Annotated in this window: 14 protein-coding genes; 7 read left to right on the plus strand and 7 right to left on the minus strand. The window is 40.9% G+C overall.

Features of this window, described 5'->3' with window-relative positions:
- Positions 1 to 18 precede the first annotated feature (18 nt).
- The 5 genes from CXF64_RS06080 to CXF64_RS06100 form a co-directional block, all read right to left on the minus strand.
- A complete protein-coding gene (locus tag CXF64_RS06080) occupies positions 19 to 522 on the minus strand; it encodes an Mpo1 family 2-hydroxy fatty acid dioxygenase (protein WP_010553511.1) in 504 nt (167 codons plus the stop codon).
- An 84-nt stretch (positions 523 to 606) separates the two neighbouring features.
- On the minus strand, positions 607 to 1,014 hold the full coding sequence (locus tag CXF64_RS06085) for a hypothetical protein (protein WP_101163002.1): 408 nt from the start codon (positions 1,012 to 1,014) through the stop codon (positions 607 to 609).
- Between the two features lie 71 nt (positions 1,015 to 1,085).
- On the minus strand, positions 1,086 to 1,760 hold the full coding sequence (locus CXF64_RS06090; protein WP_101163003.1) for a Crp/Fnr family transcriptional regulator: 675 nt from the start codon (positions 1,758 to 1,760) through the stop codon (positions 1,086 to 1,088).
- 3 nt (positions 1,761 to 1,763) lie between these two features.
- The gene (locus tag CXF64_RS06095) at positions 1,764 to 2,435 is read right to left on the minus strand and encodes a hypothetical protein (protein ID WP_101216580.1); all 672 of its coding nucleotides are present in this window, start codon (positions 2,433 to 2,435) and stop codon (positions 1,764 to 1,766) included.
- A 64-nt stretch (positions 2,436 to 2,499) separates the two neighbouring features.
- On the minus strand, positions 2,500 to 3,408 hold the full coding sequence (locus tag CXF64_RS06100) for an MBL fold metallo-hydrolase (protein WP_101216581.1): 909 nt from the start codon (positions 3,406 to 3,408) through the stop codon (positions 2,500 to 2,502).
- 483 nt (positions 3,409 to 3,891) lie between these two features.
- On the opposite strand from CXF64_RS06100, the gene CXF64_RS06105 reads away from it, so the two are divergent.
- The 3 genes from CXF64_RS06105 to CXF64_RS06115 all read left to right on the plus strand — a co-directional run bounded on the left by CXF64_RS06105 (position 3,892) and on the right by CXF64_RS06115 (position 9,991).
- On the plus strand, positions 3,892 to 6,858 hold the full coding sequence (locus tag CXF64_RS06105) for a TonB-dependent receptor (RefSeq protein ID WP_101216582.1): 2,967 nt from the start codon (positions 3,892 to 3,894) through the stop codon (positions 6,856 to 6,858).
- 102 nt (positions 6,859 to 6,960) lie between these two features.
- Complete coding sequence (locus tag CXF64_RS06110) at positions 6,961 to 8,511, plus strand: tryptophan halogenase family protein (RefSeq protein ID WP_101216583.1); 1,551 nt, start codon at positions 6,961 to 6,963, stop codon at positions 8,509 to 8,511.
- Entirely contained in the window at positions 8,504 to 9,991 is a 1,488-nt protein-coding gene (locus tag CXF64_RS06115) for a tryptophan halogenase family protein (RefSeq protein WP_101216584.1), read from the plus strand. Before CXF64_RS06110 ends, CXF64_RS06115 begins: the two co-directional genes overlap by 8 nt.
- Before the next feature lie 72 nt (positions 9,992 to 10,063).
- Here CXF64_RS06115 and CXF64_RS06120 read toward each other — a convergent pair whose 3' ends face one another.
- Positions 10,064 to 12,640 carry a glycoside hydrolase family 3 protein gene (locus CXF64_RS06120; RefSeq protein WP_101216585.1) on the minus strand — a complete coding sequence of 859 codons (2,577 nt, stop codon included), beginning with the start codon at positions 12,638 to 12,640 and terminating at the stop codon, positions 10,064 to 10,066.
- A 237-nt stretch (positions 12,641 to 12,877) separates the two neighbouring features.
- On the opposite strand from CXF64_RS06120, the gene CXF64_RS06125 reads away from it, so the two are divergent.
- From CXF64_RS06125 to CXF64_RS06135, 3 genes are all read left to right on the plus strand, one after another.
- A complete protein-coding gene (locus CXF64_RS06125; RefSeq protein ID WP_101216586.1) occupies positions 12,878 to 14,206 on the plus strand; it encodes a GH1 family beta-glucosidase in 1,329 nt (442 codons plus the stop codon).
- Between the two features lie 32 nt (positions 14,207 to 14,238).
- Entirely contained in the window at positions 14,239 to 15,765 is a 1,527-nt protein-coding gene (locus tag CXF64_RS06130) for an MFS transporter (RefSeq protein WP_101216587.1), read from the plus strand.
- A 75-nt stretch (positions 15,766 to 15,840) separates the two neighbouring features.
- The gene (locus tag CXF64_RS06135) at positions 15,841 to 16,842 is read left to right on the plus strand and encodes a LacI family DNA-binding transcriptional regulator (protein WP_010553502.1); all 1,002 of its coding nucleotides are present in this window, start codon (positions 15,841 to 15,843) and stop codon (positions 16,840 to 16,842) included.
- Between the two features lie 19 nt (positions 16,843 to 16,861).
- Here CXF64_RS06135 and CXF64_RS06140 read toward each other — a convergent pair whose 3' ends face one another.
- Positions 16,862 to 17,806, minus strand: a complete 945-nt coding sequence (locus CXF64_RS06140; RefSeq protein ID WP_024590880.1) for a LysR family transcriptional regulator — start codon at positions 17,804 to 17,806, stop codon at positions 16,862 to 16,864.
- 151 nt (positions 17,807 to 17,957) lie between these two features.
- On the opposite strand from CXF64_RS06140, the gene CXF64_RS06145 reads away from it, so the two are divergent.
- The gene (locus CXF64_RS06145; RefSeq protein WP_024590879.1) at positions 17,958 to 18,905 is read left to right on the plus strand and encodes a sodium-dependent bicarbonate transport family permease; all 948 of its coding nucleotides are present in this window, start codon (positions 17,958 to 17,960) and stop codon (positions 18,903 to 18,905) included.
- Positions 18,906 to 19,263 lie beyond the last annotated feature (358 nt).

Here is a 19,263-nt window from a genome sequence, read left to right on the forward strand (position 1 = left end):
GATACTTAGTAAAGTATTTTACGCCTTTGTAGGGCCAGCTATTGCGTTTACTTCATCTTCTAATGTTTTGTAAAAACCCATTAAAAATAGTAGTTCAACAGTTACGTACAAAGGGCCAATAATTAAACCAATTAGGTCATCTACAAACGCCGGTTTTTTACCTTCGTAATAGTGCCCAATAAACTGTAATACCCAGCCAAATACAAACACACCTACGCCAATACTCAACCAAGGCCAAAACGCCATTGCCGCAATAGGCTGAGCACCAACAAGGAGTAAAGTGAATATCACGGCCATAATAAAGCCAAGCGAAAAGCTCAGCATAAAATAATAAACAACCGACGCTAATACAAAAAGTTGTGCACCATCAATTACTACACTACCAAGGGGTATTTGAATGCGCGCTAGTAAACACAACGCTGCAAATACAATGAGCGGAATACCAATAAAGTGCGTTAGTACATTACGCTTAGAACGATGATACAAACCATATTTACCAAGTTGCTGTTGAAGTGTTTTCATTGTTTTGCCTTTATTTTTATATATAAAACTTACTTTAGCAAAAGTAAGCACAGCAACAATGTCAGGTATCCGACATTTTGTAAATTAAACAAATGCAGAAATTATTTTACCCGGCTCATGCTCACCTTTCATATCCGTTCGCTCACGCCCTTTTTGATACTCTTGCTCAAGCATTTTTTGAAGTTCCTCTATTTTATCAGCAATTGCGCTAGGGTCTGCGCCCTCACTTTGCTGTTCTTTAATGAGCTCTTCTATTGTCGCTTTTAGCTCGTCTATTTTGTTTTTGTTTACACCTAAGCGCTGATAAACCAACGCTTCTTGAGCACTTTCTAAAAACGTTGGTTCTTTAGGGGCTGAGGTAATGCCTTTAGCATCACTTGTTTTTTCATTAGGGAGGGTATTAGTTGCCGCAACTTCGCTTGGACCTGCCGCTTTATTTACTGTAGGAGAGTTATAATTACTATATTGATTTTTAAAGGTTATTGTAGTCATTAGCTCAAATCCATTGTTGCGTTACATTATCTGTAGCAATTTTGGTTCCAACTAAATAAAGCGGTCTCTATTTAAGCTTGTGTAGCACGCGCTTGTAGCTTTTGTTTATCTAAAACAGTTATGCGTTGATACCCCAAACTAATGGCTTGTAGGCTAACAAGCTGTTGCAGTATTTGATTAATAGTTTGGCGCGTTAGGTAGGTCATATCAGCAAGTTGCTGCTGAGATAAAACAAGCGGTGTTAAGTGCTCTGTATGTTCGCTAAGCATTAAAAGTCGATTGCATACTTTTTGCTCAGCGCTTAGTAATGCGTGATCTTCCATTGAGGTAAACATTAGGCGTAACTTTTGTGCCAGCAATAAACCAAACTCTTGCCAATATTGTGGCTGTTCGTTTAATAGCTGTTCAAGCGCGCGTTGGGGCACGTAAAAAAGCACAACATCAGTTTGAGCATATACATCATGAGTGCGCAGGCCACCATCAAACAAGGTAACTTCGCCAAACCACAGTGATGAATCAATAAAACTGAGTACGGCTTCTTTGCCTTCGTTACTTACGCCACTAATACGCACCACGCCGCTAAGCACTGCATAAATTCCATCGTGCTTATCACCTCGCAAAAATAATGACTGCTGAGCTTTAAGCGAGAGCGTTTTGCCCTGCGTTAATAAAAAGCTTTTTAAATAAGCGCTGCGGCTTTTAAACCAATGCCCTTGCTCTATAACGTTTTGCTGCTGAGGAGTCATTATTTACTGCATTTGCTTATTAAATGGCTGTTTTTCGATAACCAATTTTTTAGGGAAATTTAAATCGGTTGCTATAACAAAATCATCGTAAGGATCATTACCCGAAAACAGCTCCGAAATTAATGTATCGTTTTTATAAACATTAACGGTTACACCACTTCCCATGCCGCCTGAGTTAATAATATAGTAATGATATTCGCCGTTACTAAAAAATAAAATACTCTCGCCAATACGTCCTACTTGCCTGTAGTAACTACCAAATGGTGCATCTGGTGAAGCTTCTTTTTCAAGCCCTATGTCGTTAATACGACCAAATCGATAACTAAGCGATGAGTCATCTTTTGCAACACAAACAGAAAGTACCTTCTCGGTAGGCTCTAACTTGTAAGCTGTATTTTCATCTGGGTTGCGCACAACTTTATGCATTTTTGCGTTAATGTAGGCTGCTTCATTACTTTTACAGTGCGTAGCTAGCATACCGACGACTAAAGCGGGTTCGTTTTTTTGAGCTACAGGAGGTGTGTTTACTTTGTTACTAGTGGGTAAGTTACTTGCATTATTATTTAGCTGAGGGCTGTCTTGCATTGCCATACTTTGGTCGTCACAACCAAACAGTGCAAACAAGAAGAAAGAATAAAAGCTCGCTAAAAATTTAATGCGCATAATAAAATCCATCTATGAGAGAGCCTTTAAAATAGCGATAAAACTAGAGACCCGCAACACTCTTATGCGTAATACTTTATAAGTTTATTTTTAAACCATCTTCTGCAAAAACTACGTTACTTTTTAGTGATTTAATTAACGATTTTTTAAACAATATCTGATTTTTTAATGACCGATTCATAAAGTGAGATAGAACCGCCGTTTTAGGTGCAGCCTCAATTAATACCTTAGTGATTTGACTTGGGGTAATGTGTAAATTTTTAGCCCCGCCTGATGCGTTTTCATCAATTGCGTTGTGCATAACCACTACATCGGCATTTTTAGCAAAGTCAGTAAATGTGCCTAACTTGTTGGTCATGTCGCCTGCAAACACAAGTTCGCATCCTGCTATACTCACTTTCCACGCTAAAGCCGGAATAGGTCCATGGTTAACTGTCATTGCATTAACAGCCAAATCACTTTGTAGTGATTGTTTAAATTCATTTTGTTTTGTTGGTGCTATTGAGCGAATATCTAATTTGTAGTTTTCATTACCTTCTACGTAATCACTTAAGTATCTAAATGCGCCCTGCTTACCTAGTAACGCTTGTGCATATTCGTTAGTAGAAGCCATTACACGGTTGCCCTGGGGGCCAAATATCGCAAGTATTTTATCGCGTGATGTAAAGTAACTGCCTTTTATAAAACTAGGTAAATCGCCAGCATGATCAGTGTGTAAATGGCTTAATAAAATGGCATCAACATCACTAAATTTTGCACCTGCTTTATCAAACCCAACACTGGCACCAGAGCCTACGTCAACTAACACTCTGGCTTTATTTTCGTGCAAAATAAGGTAACTTGTTGCTGCGCGACCATCGTCAAGCTCAGGGCCGCCCGAGCCTAAAATTTGCAAACTTACATCACTACATTGCTGCGCGCCAATACTACTAAACGACGCCATAATTAAAGCGGTTGCAGCTAACCCTTGTTTTACATTGCTCATAATTATTAATACCTATAAATAGTGTTTTCAGTTGAGTCTATGGCTGAGTGTAATAACTAATTTAAGTTTTGTCCTAGTTGAGTGACCAACGGCCTACTTATTAATTTTAGCCCTTACTAAAAGCTGATTTAAACACCTTATAAAAGTGTTCAAATAACTAAATGAATCAATAATCGGTTTTCTTATAATAAAATGTTGTTACACAACTATTTAAAACGGTTTTTTATAACCACCTGTAATTTATAATTTAAATAAAGTTAAATCTAAAAAACATACATTTTAAAAACAATTTAGTCTCATTTTATTAAAACAATAGTTGACCCTATTTAAAATTTAAACTAGCATTTCTGGAAGCGCTTCCACAAAGCTCAGTTAAATAAACTTTTATGGAAGCGCTTCCATACATTTGACAATGTTTATAATTACACAATAACAGCCCCATACAGCTGTTAATAATAATGATAAAAGTGCGAGGGAAACCGAATGTCCAACCATATTGTAAGAAAAACAAAGATAGCGACCAGCCTATCTCTGATTTTAGGCGCATCAATCTCTTTACCTGTATATGCACAAGAAGCAAATACAGATGTTGAAGTAATTCAAGTTACTGGTTTTAAAAGCAGTATTAAAGAGTCAACTCGATTAAAACGCGACGCCGCAGGTGTTGTAGATGCTATATCAGCTGAAGATATTGGTAAATTCCCCGATACCAACTTAGCCGAGTCGCTACAGCGTATTACGGGTGTGTCGATTGATCGCTCAAATGGTGAAGGCTCTAAAGTAACGGTTCGTGGTTTTGGTCCCGACTACAATATGGTAACCCTAAACGGTCGAACTATGCCGGCAGCTTCATTGCCTTCAGGCGGTGGTACACCCAGCTCTCGTGCTTTTGACTTTGCAAACTTAGCATCTGATAGCGTTAAATCGGTTGAAGTATATAAAACAGGTAAAGCAAGTATTGCATCAGGTGGTATTGGCGCAACAATTAATATTAATACGGCTCGCCCACTCGACAATCCAGGCTTTGTTTCAAGCATTGGCGTAAAAGCATTACATGACTCAACAAACCGTGTTGGTGATGACATAACACCTGAGCTTTCGGGCTTAATTAGCTGGACCGACAGTGAAGCTAAATTTGGTGCCTCGTTAACTGCAAGCATGCAACAGCGCGATAGCTCATCAACAGGTGCGTTTGTAAATCAATGGAATACATCTGCTTTTGACGGCACAATCCCACAAGCTGCAGACGATATTGTTTTAACTAATGCACCCGCTGTTGGTCAGCTTTATTCAATGCCATCAGATTTGCGCTACACCATTGCCGACAGAGAACGTACTCGTACAAACGCGCAATTAACACTGCAGTACAGCCCAATTGACGATTTAACAGCCACGCTTGATTACACGTATTCTAAGCAAGATTTGTTCGAAGCCCGTGCTGAGCAATCAATATGGATGGATAACTACAAAAGCGCGCTAACGTTTGACGATAACACGGTAAAAACCCCTATTTATTACCGAGAAGAACGTCGCGATCAGCAAACACGCGATTTAGGTTTAGCATTTCAAGAGCTAAACCAAGTTAACCAAAACGACTCTATTGGTTTAAACGTTGAATACTATTTCAATTCAGAATTGAGCTTTATGTTTGATGCGCACAATTCAAAAGCCACTAGCAAACCAGATGCACCTTACGGCAGCTGGGTAAACGCAGGCTTGGGCGCAAACGTAGTTAACGCACAAGAAGTTGATTTTAGCCGCGAACTGCCATCAATGAGTATCGATTTTGATGATTGCCGCCGAGACAACTTAAATTGTAATAACACATTAGATGCCTCTGATGTGGGTACGTCTATTTTAGATTCTAACTTTGCTCGCCAAGAGTCTGAAATAACAGAATTTAGAATCCATGGTAAATACGAAATTGAAAACGGTGCAATTGACTTTGGTATAGAGTCTCGCTCTATGGAAAGCCATTCACTGCAATCACTTACACGTAATACAATGGGTAACTGGGGTATCGAAAACCCAGGCGAACTACCTGATGGCTACCTAAATCCTACAAACTTTTTAGCTGAGTTTGACGACTACGATACATCGGGCTCGTTCAACCAAGGTTATACCGGCAGCGCATCGCAAATTGGTTACTGGGCAGGTGAAGAGTACGGCTTTAACTTTGCAGCCGATGGCGCATTTGCAACTAACCGCACCATTGAAGAAGATATAACCGCAGCGTTTGTGCAATTTACTTACAACGGTTACATTGGCGATATGCCATACAACATTGTTATTGGCGCACGCCAAGAGTCTACCGACATTACCTCAACGGCTAATATCGATTTACCTAACGCAGTAGCATGGGAAGGTAATAACGACTTTAACGTTCGCTTTGGCTCAGATAAAGAAGATTTCACGCTTAAATCTAGCTACGATCACTTTTTACCAAGCTTTGACTTTGACATAGAAGTAATCGAAAACGTAAAAGCGCGTTTTTCTTATAGCACAACAATTGCTCGCCCAACTTACGATAACTTAAGTTCAGCAGCGACTGTTGGTGTACCAGGTGCCCCTACTCTTTTAGCGGGTTCTTCACCAGCTACAGCGTCAACAGGTAACCCTGGTTTAGTGCCGCTCGAATCAGATAATATTGATGTATCGGCTGAGTGGTACTTTGCAGAAACAAGTTATGTGTCGGTAGGTTATTACACTAAAGACATCGAAAACTTTATTGGTTTAACACCAATGACACAAAACTACTACGGATTACGTGATGCAACAGCGGGCCCTCGCGCTCAAGCTGCCATTGCTGAGCTAGAATCTCGCGGACTTGCTCTAACCGATTCAAACTTATTTCAAATGGTTGCCGCAACAGAAAACAACGTTGATTTTGACTCTATGACCTACGAAGAGTTTGAAGCCGCCTACGATGTAATTGCTAACAGCGACGACCCATTACTAGAATTTACAGCGCAAGTACCTACCAACAATAAAAATGCCACAATTGATGGTTTCGAAATTGCCTTTCAGCACTTTTTTGGTGAAAGCGGTTTTGGGGTGCAAGCAAACTACACCACTGTTAATGGCGACATAGACTTTGATGTAAACGCTGACCCTACTACTACACAATTTGCACTAGTGGGTTTAAGCGATACAGCTAACTTTATTGCAATGTACGAAAACGACGATTTTCAAGCACGTATTGCTTACAACTGGCGTGATAAGTTTTTAAATAGCGCAGCTCGATACGTAAATGAGCCAGGCTTTACTGAAGAATATTATCAAATCGACTTTAATGTTGCGTACAACTACAGCGAGCAACTATCGTTTTTTGTTGAAGGCCTTAATATTACTGAACAAAACAGCCGCGAACATGGCCGTACGTCAGTTCAATTGTGGAACCTACAACAGCTAGGTGCACGTTACAATATTGGTATGCGTTACAACTTCTAAAGGTAATACAAAGTAAAGCCGTTAGTTTTTACTAGCGGCTTTTTTGTATTTAAAACAGTATTAATGCTAGTTTAATTGTTATCAACTTTAGGGTGTTAACTCATGACCAAACCAATAACAAAAATAGTCGTTTTAGGTGGTGGTACTGCCGGCTGGCTAAGCGCAGGCTTATTAGCCGCCGAACACCCGCACCTTAATGTAACGTTAGTGGAGTCGGCAAATGTGCCTATATTGGGTGTGGGCGAAGGCACGTGGCCGTCAATGCGCAACACCCTACAGCGCATTGGCACTAAAGAAAGTGATTTTATAACCCAGTGCGACGCGTCATTTAAGCAAGGTTCTAAATTTATAAATTGGCGAAACCTCAGCGAGGGAGAAAACTACTACCACCCTTTTATGAATCCACAAGGCTACGAGCACACTAATTTACACGCCAGTTGGCAACGTATTGCACCTGATCAAAAATTTGCCGACGTTGTTAATATGCAAAGCTTTGTATGCCAAGCAGCACTTGCACCAAAGCAATTACAAACACCCGAATACGCAGCAGTCACCAACTATGGCTATCATTTAGATGCGGGTAAATTTGCTGAGTTTTTAAAAAATCACTGTGTTAAAAATCTAAACGTTACACATATTATTGACGATGTAACCGAGGTTATTAACGACGAACATGGCTATATTACTTCATTAAAAACAAATAATAATGGCGATATAACAGGTGATTTATTTATAGATTGCTCAGGCTCTCGTGCTCGTTTAATTGGTGAGCATTTTAATAGTGAGTTTATAGCGCAAGATCATATTTTATTTAATAACAGCGCTGTTGCGGCGCAAATACCTAATGCACACATCAATCAGCCAATTGCCTCTGCTACACTATCTACAGCGCAAAGTAACGGTTGGATTTGGGATATAGCCCTGCCAACGCGCCGTGGTACAGGTTATGTATTTAGTAGTAAATATCAAAGCGATGAAAGCGCAACAAATACTCTAAAAAGCTACATAGCTAAAAGTACCAGTGAGCAACAAGCTGAGCAACTTACCTACCGTGTATTAAAATTCAGCCCTGGTTACAGGCAAAAATTTTGGATTAAAAACTGTGTTGCCGTGGGTATGTCAGCTGGGTTTTTAGAGCCGCTTGAAGCGTCAGCTCTTGCTATGGTTGAGCTTTCAATTAGCATGATAAGCGAGCAACTACCGCAAAACCGCCCCCACATGAGCCAGCTTGGAACGCGTTTTAATGACCGTTTTAGCACTCGTTGGCAGCGCGTTATTGAGTTTTTAAAACTTCATTATGTGCTAAGCGAGCGCGACGATACTCCTTATTGGCAAGATATTAGTAATTTAAATACCGCGCCCGAGCGCCTGCAAAACTTACTTAAACTTTGGCAATTTCAACCCCCTAGCCGCTTTGATTTCATTGAAAACGAAGAAGTGTTTTCATCAAGCAGTTATCAATACGTTTTATATGGCATGGGCTTTAATACACAAACAGTATCTGCACAAAATACATTTAACGACCCACGTGCTGGGGATTACTATTATCAGCAAAATCGCGAAAAAATAGCGCAGTGTTTAAATGGACTGCCAAGTAATCGCGCGCTTTTAAATCATCTTTTATTAAATAATGGGCAGCCACATAATGACTAAAACAAACGCTGTTAAAAACGTAGTAATTGCTGGAGGCGGCACTGCAGGTTGGATGGCAGCAGCGGCACTTGCTAAACTAGTTGGTAACAATATAAACATAACCCTTGTTGAATCTGACGATATTGGCACTGTAGGTGTTGGCGAAGCAACAATTCCGCCTATTCGTACATTTCATAAATTGCTGGGTATAAACGAGCAAGCATTTATGAAAGCCACTCAAGCCAGTTTTAAATTAGGTATTAGCTTTGAAAACTGGGGCGATGAAAACACGCATTATATTCACTCATTTGGCGCAACGGGCAAAGAATGTTGGGCGGGTGAATTTCATCACTTTTGGCTGCAAGGTAAAACACTTGGAATAAACAACCCATTTGGCGATTACTGCTACGAGCTGCAAGCGGCTAAAGGCGGTAAATTTGCGTTTAATCAGCAAAATCCCATTAACTATGCCTACCATATGGATGCCACACGTTACGCGCAGTTTTTACGTGAATTTTCAGAGCCATTGGGTGTAAAACGCATTGAAGGTAAAATACAAAAAGTAGTAAAAAACACTAAAACGGGCCATATAGAATCATTGATTTTAAATAATGGCGAGCACATTAACGGCGACTTTTTTATTGATTGCACCGGCTTTAGAGGTTTATTAATAGAGCAAGCATTGCATACTGGCTACGAAGACTGGTCGCATTTACTACCGTGTAACAGCGCCATTGCGGTGCAAACAAAATCAACCAGCGAGACCGTATTGCCACTTACCCGCTCTATTGCCCATAAAAACGGCTGGCAATGGCGTATACCGCTGCAAAACCGTGTAGGCAACGGATTAGTTTATTGCAGCCAATATATGGATGACGAACAAGCCAAAGCGCTATTATTAAATAATATTGAAGGTGAGCCGCTTACAGAGCCCCGTATTATTAAATTTAAAACAGGGCGTCGCTTAAAAGGGTGGAACAAAAACTGCCTAGCGCTTGGCCTTGCTAGCGGTTTTGTAGAGCCACTTGAGTCCACCAGCATTCACTTAATTATGTCGGGTATTATTCGCTTTATGCGTTTATTTCCGTTTAATGGCATTACCAATCACGCCATTGACGAATACAACAAACAACTTAAAAGCGAAATTGAAAATATTCGCGACTTTATTGTGCTGCACTACAAAGTAACTAATCGTGATGACAGTGAGTTTTGGCAGCATTGTAGTGCGATGGAAGTGCCAAAAACACTTCAGCATAAAATTGATTTGTTTAAACAAACCGGCCGTGTATTTTTAGACGATGGCGACATTTTTAGAGTCGATTCGTGGGTGCAAGTTATGCTTGGTCAGGGTATTGAGCCTAATCAACATCACTTAATAGCCAGCATGATGAGCGATGAAGAACTCACCCGTTTTTTACACGGTATTAAGCAACAAATAGAGCAACGCGTAAGCCAATTACCGCCTCATCATGAGTTTTTAAAGCAGTATTGCCCAGCATAAAAAAACCTTAAAAAAGCCCTTAAAAAAGGGCTTTGAGACAACACACAATAAACTTAACTTATAAGCACTCTACTACTCACACTTTATTTTTGCTGTTTCAGCGCCTTGTGGTTCAAAGCTAATATCTGCAACTGAAACGCTAAGCTCTCCTGCCGTTTTAATAATAAAAGGGCTGGTTACTCTGGCAAAATCAACGCCCTTTTTAGCAAAACACGTTAAATCTATACTCATGGTTTGCCATGTATTTAAATCAGCATTTTTAAGCTCATTGGTAATATCAAGCTCGCCGCCACAGCCTTGTTCGCACTTCATTGCAAGGTATGTTTGTGAGCTAGGTATTTGGTTTACTTTATAGCTAAAGCTAAGGGCCGAATTTGCTTCAATGTAGGCCACTTTGTCTTCGGTAAAGTTACTATTAATTTCGATATAGCTGGCTGCAGTGCCATCAAAATTAAATTGCATCGCATCTTCTTGAATCGCTTTGTCTTCAGTGCGATAAGTAATACCGCCAAGCTTTACACTATTACTTGCTACTTGGTGCTGCTCGCTGTTTGAATTTAAAAACAAACGCCACGGTGTTTTAAAGCTGCCATTAAATATAGATAACGGCGCAAGGTTACTAATATCAACACCTGAGCCTTCATTTAGATTATTGCCAAGCGTACTTTCATCTTTATACGTTAAGCCAAAGCCATAGGGTAATAATGGTGAGTAATCAGCATCGCCCTTATTTACTGCGGTTTGAAGTGGTAATTTAGGCCACGAGAAAGACAATTTACCTTTAAAGTCGTATTGTACCTGCCCACTTGCATCCGCTAGTAAAACATCTGCAATGCCTTGCCCTTCAGTGCCAGGAAGCCATGCTGCTACAAATGCATCTGACGCGTTTAGCTCGCTGTTAACCCACATTGGTCTGCCCGATATAAACACCGATACCACCGCAATACCTTGCTGCTTTAATGTTTTTAATATTTTAAGAGAGCGTTTATTGTTACGTTCAAACTCAAGGTTGTCCTTATCGCCATGTCCTTCTGCGTACGGTTCTTCACCAAATACAACAATGGCTACATCGGGTTTGGTATTAAATTCACCCGTTGGGCTTAAAATAGCGTTACCGCCAGCAGCCCCTATTTGCGCTTTTAGCCCCGCATAAATAGACGTTGCCCCAGGAAAGTCTGCATTTTGATTATTAGTTCCCTGCCACGTAATACTCCAACCGCCCGATTGCTTGCCTATGTTATCGGCCGCATCGCCTGCTATAAGTATGTTGCTTGATGGGTTAAGCGGTAATAAATGGTTGTTGTTTTTAAGCAGTACTAACGACTCTTGTACCGCTTGGCGGGCAATATCGCGATGTGCTGGCGCACCTATTAGTTTTAATTTACCTGAATATTTTCGATTTGCAGGGCTTGGTTTATCAAATAAACCTGCACGTAATTTAACGCGTAAAATACGTGCTACGGCGTCATCTATTCGCGCCATTGTTATTGTGCCCGCTTTTACTTGTTTAATTGTATTTTCATAAAGTGGTTTCCAAGCACCCGTTGGCACCATAAAAATATCAAGCCCCGCATTAACAGCCTGCGGGCAACTTTCATTTGTACAGCCTGCAACTTGTCCGTGTCCGTTCCAATCTCCTACAACAAAGCCATCAAAACCCATTTTTGTTTTTAATACATCGGTAAGTAAGTATTTATTGCCGTGATTTTTTTTACCATTCCAGCTATTAAACGATGCCATAACCGACTGACTACCTGCGGTTAAGCCACCTATATAACCTTGCGCATGAATGTTATATAACACCTCTTCGCTATCAATGTTATCGCCTTGATCGTCACCATCTACGGTGCCGCCATCGCCTAAAAAGTGCTTAACAGTACTAATTACGCGTTTGTCACTTAAAAAGTCCTCATCGGCTCTGCCTTGCAATCCGTTTACAATTGCGGCTGAATACTCACGTACAATTGCAGGGTCTTCTGAGTAGCCTTCGTACGTTCTGCCCCATCGGTCATCGCGCACAACCGCAACAGTCGGTGCAAACACCCAGTCTATGCCTGTTGCCATTACCTCTATTGCAGTAGCTGCTGCAATGCGCTCAATTAATGCGGGGTTATTAGCAGCACCTAAACCAATATTGTGCGGAAATAACGTCGCCCCAATCACATTATTATGGCCATGTACTGCATCAGTGCCCCACATGGTCGGAATTTTACTGCCATCAATTGAGTCATCAACCGAGGCCTGATACATGCTTTCAGCAAGCGTTATCCAATCTGCAGGCGTTGCATGCTTATTAGCATTCGGGAACGAGCCACCGCCATTTAAATACGAACCAAAACCATATTTGCGCATGTCTGCAGCAGTTATATCGCGAATTTCAGGTTGGATCATCTGCGCTACTTTTTGCTCAAGCGTCATTGTTTTTAAATACTGTGCAATCGTATTTTCAATTTCAGACGTTTTCACTACCTTACTTTTAAGCGTTGGCCAAAGTGATAAATCACCTTGCTCATGCTCAGCCTTTTTGGCTAAGGCGCCTTGGCTATTATTAGCGGTAACCTCTTGTTTATTACACGCACTTAAAACGCATAATCCTCCTATTAAAATGGGGAGCATGCGTAACCTGTTAGTGTTTAAGCTTTTTTTCATTTTTATAGCCCTGTGTTGTGTCAGTGTGTTTTTGTGAGCGCCTATTTGTTATTTAAATTTAACTATTGACCTGCTTAACAATAGCCACTAACCTAAATATGGAAGCGCTTCCTTAAAGTTATTAAATACCATCTTTAGTGATTAATCAAATTAAATATGGAAGCGCTTCCATCAATGCAATTTATAAACTATAAATAAAAGCAAAATTTACTACAAAGAAGCAGAGGTTTTCTCTTAATGAAACAATTATCTTTACCTAGTGGCTCACCACTTTTAGCCAAAAATTTTACTTATGGTGTAGCTACGGCCTCATTTCAAATTGAAGGCGGCGCAGCTGATCGCTTGCCATGTATTTGGGATACCTTTTGCAGTAAAGAAGGCAAAATAGTCGATAATTCAAATGGCGACGTAGCCTGCGAGCACTACACTCGCTGGAAAGACGATATAAACTTAATTGAGTCATTAGGTGTAGATGCTTACAGACTTTCTATTTCATGGCCACGCGTAATGACTAAAAGCGGTCACTTAAACCCGACAGGCGTTAAGTTTTATACCGACATTTTAGATGAATTAAAACGTCGTAACATTAAAGCTTTTGTAACGCTGTACCACTGGGATTTACCACAACACATTGAAGACGAAGGTGGTTGGCTAAACCGTAACACCGCTTACGAATTTGCCCATTACACAGATTTAATTACCAAAGCATTTGGGGAACGTGTGCACTCTTACGCCACCTTAAACGAACCGTTTTGTAGCTCTTACTTAGGTTACGAAATTGGCGTACATGCGCCTGGCATTGTAGGTCGTGAATTTGGTCGTAAAGCCGCGCACCACTTATTACTAGGTCACGGTTTAGCTATGCAAGTACTTGCTAAAAATAGCCCAAATACGCTAAACGGTATTGTACTTAACTTTACGCCTTGTTACTCCGTTACCCAAAGTGAAGACGATTTAAAAGCCACTGCATTTGCTGATGACTATATAAACCAATGGTACATGCAGCCTGTAATGCAAGGTAAATACCCTGATATTATTAAGCAATTACCTAAAGCCCACCGCCCTGATATTTTAGATGGCGATATGGAAATAATTGCTCAACCGCTAGATTACCTAGGGGTTAACTTTTATACCCGCATGCATTATCAAGCAAGCGAAACCGACTTTTACCATGAGCTGCCACATAAAGCGCCAATGACCGATATTGGCTGGGAAATTTATCCTAAAGCGCTTACAGAATTACTTGTATCGTTAAACGAAAAATACACCCTACCACCTATTTATATTACCGAAAACGGTGCAGCCATGGCTGACGAATTTAAAAACGGTGAAGTAAAAGACAACGACCGTATTGAATATTACCACGAACATTTAAATGCCCTACATAACGCAACCGAGCAAGGCGTTAAAGTAGATGGTTACTTTGCGTGGAGCCTAATGGATAACTTTGAATGGGCTGAAGGATATTTAAAACGTTTTGGAATAGTACACGTAGACTACAACACACAAAAACGAACTGTTAAAGCCAGCGGTAAAGCGTACAGTAAACTAATAACAAGCCGGTAATTTATCGGCTTATAACAATAAGAACACACACTGTGAACAAACTCCCTTTATACGAAAAAGTCGGTTACGCCATGGGCGATGCCGGCGCTAACTTAGTATGGCGCGGCGCGCTTGCTTATTTAGCGGTGTTTTACACCGATACATTTGGCATATCGGCAGCCGCCGCTGCCATGTTGTTTTTGGTGGTAAGGCTATCTGATGGCGTAACCGACATTATTATGGGTATGATTGCCGACAGAACGCAGTCGCGCTTTGGTAAATTTCGCCCGTGGATACTCTACTCGGCACCGTTTTTGGGCTTGTTTATGGTGTTGTGTTTTACTACACCCGACTTTAGCACCACCAACAAACTTATTTATGCCTACGTAACCTACATTGGTTTAACGCTTGCTTACACCGTAAGTAACGTGCCCTACTCGGCACTTATGGGCGTAATGACACCAGACGATACAGAGCGCACAAAGCTCTCTGGTTTTAGGTTTGCAGGTGCGTTTACTGGTGGCTTATTGGTTATGGGTTTTTTACCTGAGCTAGTAGCTTTTTTTGGTGGCGGCGACGATGCCAAAGGCTATCAGCTTACTATGTACTTATTTGCCAGCTTACTTATTATTTTAATGATTATAACGTTTGCGACCACCAAAGAGCGTGTAACACCGCACGCCTCAAATGAAGGCAATTTAAAATCAGAGTTATTTGATTTAACCAAAAGCCTGCCATTTGTAATCCTACCTTTGCTTGCTACTACCCTGTTTTTTTATTACCGCGATTTATACAGCGGCGTATTTTTTGCCCTTGTTATGGCTGCAATGACATTCGTTATTAAAAAATTACTCAATAAAGATAAGCAAAGCTTAACGGGATCACAGCGCGACATGGTTGATCTTCTGACCAATAAACCTTGGTTGGTGTTACTCGGCATTGGTTTTTTAACCATGATGTTTAATGGCATAAAATACGGTGTAATTGCGTACTACTTTAAGTACCACGTAGCCAATGAACTCATGGCTGGGCAATACTTCATTGCCTTGTTGGTTGTATCTATATTAGGCGCACTTGCCACAGGTAAACTGGCCGAAATTATGGGTAAACGAAACCTATTTATTGCATCATTAATGCTAAGCGGCATACTCACTACTGCATTTTACTGGGTGCCTAGCGATAACCTGGTTGCTGTATTTACCTTTGGTTGCGCTGCTGAATTTTTTGCCGCGATGATGCCAACATTATTTTTTAGTATGCTTGGTGATTCAGCCGATTATTCAGAGTGGAAAAACAAACGCCGCGCTACAGGCCTTATTTATTCTGCGGGTACATTTGTGCAAAAAACCGGTGGTGGTTTTGCAGGTGCATTAGTATTAGTGGTACTTGCAGGCTACGGCTATAACGGTATGGATGAGCTAACAATTACGCAAGCCCTACCTGGTATGCAGTTACTTATGAGCTGGATACCTGCCGCATTTGCTTTTTTAGGCGCCGCATTGATGCTTATTTATCCACTAACCTCAGCGATGACGCAAAAAATAACAGAAGACTTAGCAATTAGACGCAGTAATGTGTAAATTAACTTTTAATGATTCTTCGCGCTTTATATTTTTATAAAGCGCGAGTAAAAACACATATAAGCTAGGACATCAATGGCGACAATTTATCAAGTATCAGAAATGGCAGGTGTGTCTTTATCAACTGTTTCAAGGGTGCTTAACGACAACGACTACGTAAGCAAAAAAACTAAAAAAAAGGTATTAGAAGCAATGAAAGAGCTAGGCTATCAGCCAAGTTCTATTGCTCGCTCTTTGGCGTCTAGCACTACAAACAGCGTCGGTATTTTAGTTTCTGAGTTGGATGGTCCGTTTTTTGGTCAAATGATGTCAGCCATTGAAGAGCACCTTCGTATTGCGGGTAAACACGTTATTATTACGCCTGGGCACAGTGACGAGAAAAAAGAAAAAAGCGGCTTTGAATTTTTAATAGGCCGTAATTGCGACGCTATTATTGCCCACGTAGAAGCGGTATCAAACGAGTACCTAATTGAGTTAAGTAAAGGCAAAACCCCTATTTATTTAATGAGCCGCTACGTTAAAGAAATTGAAGAAAACTGCATTAGCCTCGACAACGTAATGGGCGGCTACTTAGCCACTAAAGCCATGATCAACAAAGGTCATAAAAACATTGCGTACATAGCAGGCCCGCAGTTTAAAGAAGACGCGTCAAATCGTTTAAAAGGTCACAAACAAGCCCTAGCAGAGTACAACCTAACCTTTGACGAAAAGCTATTTTACATAGGCGACTTTAAAGAAACCGGCGGAAGCGACGGCTTAAGGCATTTTATTCAAAATAAAGCGCAAATAACCGCGCTTGTATGCGCCAATGACGAAATGGCATCGGGTGCTATGAAATACGCCCGCGAACACGGTTTTAACCTGCCAAAAGATTTAGCCATTATTGGGTTCGATAACGTAATTTTTACCAATTATCTCTACCCAACACTGACTACAATAGATAACCCAGTTCCCGAAATGGGCCGAGCTGCGGCTAACTTAGTGCTTAAAGACATTTACAAAAAAAGCGGCATAACAGTAAAGCACGTGTTTCAGCCAAAGCTTATTTTAAGAGACTCAACACCCGACATTAATTAACTTTAAACCTAATTTAAACCTAGTTTAAATCTAAGTTATGTAACTCATTACGCACCCACTGCGTACCTAAATATTGCTCTACGTGCTGCTGCGCAAACTTTAAAAAGTTACGTGCAGCATGCGATATGTGCCTATCTGTTCGCATTACAAAATACCAATGACTCGCTAAATGAGTATCGGTTACGTTTAAAATTTTAAAACTTGTATCGTCTGTTGCAAGTACATGGCGTGATAAAACCGCAATGCCCATCCCCGATGCAACCGCGACACGTATTGCTTCATTACTCGCCATTTGTACGCTATCGCTCAGCACTAAGCCTCGGCTTTGCAACTCGCTTTCAAATAACATACGTGTTGCTGAGCCATTTTCTCGTAGTAAAAAGCGATACTGCATTAAATCAGTTAATTTAACGGCTTTTACGTGAGCTAACGGATGATTTAGCGGCACTATAAATTCCAGTGGATTATGCAAAAAGCGCGCAGCTTGTGCGTGTTCAAGCGACGGCGGGTGGCTAAATACATAAATATCGTCCTCCCCTCGCTCAAACCTATCAAGCACCTCTGCCCTGTTACCAATCTCAAGCGGAAGCTCAACATGGGGATGTAAATTACTATAAGGGCCAAGCAGTTTTGGTAAAATATATTGCGCGGTATTAACCATGGCAATTTTACAACGGCCGCGTGCTCCGCCATTAAGCTCGGTTAAAAAATCTTGGTAATCGTCAAAATGCCCAAATACCTGTTGGCATGTTTTAAATAGCTCAAGCCCTGCATCGGTCACGTGTAACTTTTGCTGTTGTATAAGGAGTAATGGCTCGCCTACTGCTTCTTGCAGCCGCTTTATTTGTAGCGATACCGTTGGCTGCGTTAGGTGTAAGCGCCTTGCGGTTTCGCTTATTGAACCCGTTTTAACTACGCTCATAAATACTTCTAGCAACCTAAACGATATATGTCGTAAATCCATACCAACCTCATAATCTTTATCTAATAATAGCTACATAGCAAACGATCCATAGATAAATACCTATATGTAACGCGTATTTATTTTATTATTTACTATACAAAGTTTTATCTACAATAGCGCCACTTAATTTACCACCTAGTAAGGAAAGCCAGTGCCAGATATTGTTGTTATGTTTTTTATTTTAGGATTAGTCGCGGGTATTTTACGCTCGGACTTGGCCATTCCAAAAGCCACCTACGACACATTAAGCTTATTGCTCATGTTAACCATCGGCTTAAAAGGCGGTATGGTGCTCCATGGGAACTTAAGCTGGCAACTACTGCCCGAAATGGGATCGGTAATGCTACTTGGCGCACTTATACCCCTCATGCTTTACCCTATTTTAAAATACGTGATTAAACTCTCTGTTGCTAATAGCGCCAGTATTGCCGCACATTACGGCTCAGTGAGTGCAGGTACATTTGCTGTTGCACTCGCCTATGCCGAGTCAGCTAAGTTGGTAGTAGGCGCAGAAGTCACCTTGTATTTAGTGATGCTAGAACTTCCTGCAATCATTGTTGGTTTATTGCTTTACCGAAAGCTTGATAAAGAAAACAGCCAAAACAATGAGCTGTCGTTAAAGGCGCTTTGGCACGAAACTCTCACGAACAAAAGTGTGATTTTACTCGTTGGCGGCGTGGTTATCGGTATGATGTACGGCACGGTGCAAGGTAGCCAAGTAACGAGCCTTTTAACAAGTAGCTTTAAAGTTGTACTGGCATTATTTTTACTAGAAATGGGTTTAGTCGCCGCGCAAACTCTTCGTCCTATCCCTTGGAAACATTGGAAACTAGCGGTATTTGCTATTGTCACCCCTCTATTTCTAGGCACGATTGGCACAGCAGTAGGCACACTTTTAAATTTAGAGTTAGGCTCGGTAGTTATATTGGGCAGTTTAGTGGCCAGCGCCTCTTACATAGCCGCGCCCGCTGCAATAAAAGCGGCAATACCTAAAGCCGATATTGGTCTTGCTATGCTGAGCTCTCTCGGTGTAACTTTTCCGTTTAATGTGATTGTTGGTATTGGTTTATATCACCACCTTGCACTAGTAATGCAATAAACAAATTACTACTAAGTTTATTACCTTAAAAATCTGTTAAGCCCTATTTCACATAGGGTTTAACACTAGGGCGTGCTGACCTTTCGTGATTAATTTTGCAGCAGACTGTTTGGTATTTAAGCAAGGCAGAGCCTATGTAGTGTGGTTATTCCCCATAAATAGGCGATAACGCAGCATAAATGCCAAACATGCGCTGCCCTTTGGGTTCTTTCTAGGGACGATTAACTCTTTGTTGCTCGGTTTTTACTTATTCTTACATGGATGTAAGCCAGTAGAATAACGCAGGAGCAGTTATCGAGCCCGCTAGGTTACAAACCTCGCGCCGCAATTAAATCGCCCCTAGATTGAACACATTTCA

This window comes from Pseudoalteromonas sp. GutCa3, from assembly GCF_002836155.1.
Lineage (GTDB): Bacteria > Pseudomonadota > Gammaproteobacteria > Enterobacterales > Alteromonadaceae > Pseudoalteromonas > Pseudoalteromonas arctica.

Bases quoted from the DNA above. Each gene is read 5' to 3' on its own strand.
- CXF64_RS06080 (WP_010553511.1), bottom strand. From the start codon at position 522: ATGAAAACACTTCAACAGCAACTTGGTAAATATGGTTTGTATCATCGT.
- CXF64_RS06085 (WP_101163002.1), bottom strand. From the start codon at position 1,014: ATGACTACAATAACCTTTAAAAATCAATATAGTAATTATAACTCTCCT.
- CXF64_RS06090 (WP_101163003.1), bottom strand. From the start codon at position 1,760: ATGACTCCTCAGCAGCAAAACGTTATAGAGCAAGGGCATTGGTTTAAA.
- CXF64_RS06095 (WP_101216580.1), bottom strand. From the start codon at position 2,435: ATGGATTTTATTATGCGCATTAAATTTTTAGCGAGCTTTTATTCTTTC.
- CXF64_RS06100 (WP_101216581.1), bottom strand. From the start codon at position 3,408: ATGAGCAATGTAAAACAAGGGTTAGCTGCAACCGCTTTAATTATGGCG.
- CXF64_RS06105 (WP_101216582.1), top strand. From the start codon at position 3,892: ATGTCCAACCATATTGTAAGAAAAACAAAGATAGCGACCAGCCTATCT.
- CXF64_RS06110 (WP_101216583.1), top strand. From the start codon at position 6,961: ATGACCAAACCAATAACAAAAATAGTCGTTTTAGGTGGTGGTACTGCC.
- CXF64_RS06115 (WP_101216584.1), top strand. From the start codon at position 8,504: ATGACTAAAACAAACGCTGTTAAAAACGTAGTAATTGCTGGAGGCGGC.
- CXF64_RS06120 (WP_101216585.1), bottom strand. From the start codon at position 12,640: ATGAAAAAAAGCTTAAACACTAACAGGTTACGCATGCTCCCCATTTTA.
- CXF64_RS06125 (WP_101216586.1), top strand. From the start codon at position 12,878: ATGAAACAATTATCTTTACCTAGTGGCTCACCACTTTTAGCCAAAAAT.
- CXF64_RS06135 (WP_010553502.1), top strand. From the start codon at position 15,841: ATGGCGACAATTTATCAAGTATCAGAAATGGCAGGTGTGTCTTTATCA.
- CXF64_RS06140 (WP_024590880.1), bottom strand. From the start codon at position 17,806: ATGGATTTACGACATATATCGTTTAGGTTGCTAGAAGTATTTATGAGC.